The following is a 540-nucleotide window of genomic DNA, read 5'->3' as shown; positions in this document are numbered from 1 at the left end:
GCGCAGGGCGTGGGCGAGGCGGGTGGTGCGGTCGTACAGGCCGGCGTAGGTGCGGGTGGTGCCGCCGTGGATCAGGGCGGTGCGGTGCGGGGTCTTGCGGGCCCGGCGTGCGGGCCATGACCCCAGTCCCTCGTTGCGCATGTCACGCCCCTTACGGCTTCGTCAGCCCGAGCAGACGGGCGGCGTTCTCCTTGAGGATCTTCGGCCGGACCTCTTCCTTGATCGTCAGCTTGTCGAAGTCGGCGAGCCAGCGGTCCGGGGTGAGGACGGGGAAGTCGGAGCCGAAGAGCACCTTGTCCTTCAGCAGCGTGTTGGCGTACTGCACGAGCTGCGGCGGGAAGTACTTCGGCGACCAGCCGGACAGGTCGATGTGCACGCCCGGCTTGTGCGTGGCCACGGCCAGGGCCTCGTCCTGCCAGGGGAACGACGGGTGCGCCAGGATGATCTTCAGGTGCGGGAAGTCGGCGGCGACGTCGTCCACGTGCAGCGGGTTGGAGTACTTGAGCCTGATGCCTCCCCCGCCGGGCACGCCGGCGCCGA

The 540-nt window shown here is 69.8% G+C and carries 1 protein-coding gene; it reads right to left on the bottom strand.

From position 1 onward, the window contains the following. Positions 1-151 precede the first annotated feature (151 nt). Positions 152-540: amidohydrolase family protein (locus CCL05_RS46795; protein ID WP_244204585.1), on the bottom strand; the 389-nt coding region annotated here is incomplete at its 5' end.

The sequence above is a fragment of the Streptomyces africanus genome (assembly GCF_002150735.1).
GTDB lineage: Bacteria > Actinomycetota > Actinomycetes > Streptomycetales > Streptomycetaceae > Streptomyces > Streptomyces africanus.
This window is presented reverse-complemented; position numbering and strand designations above follow the sequence as displayed.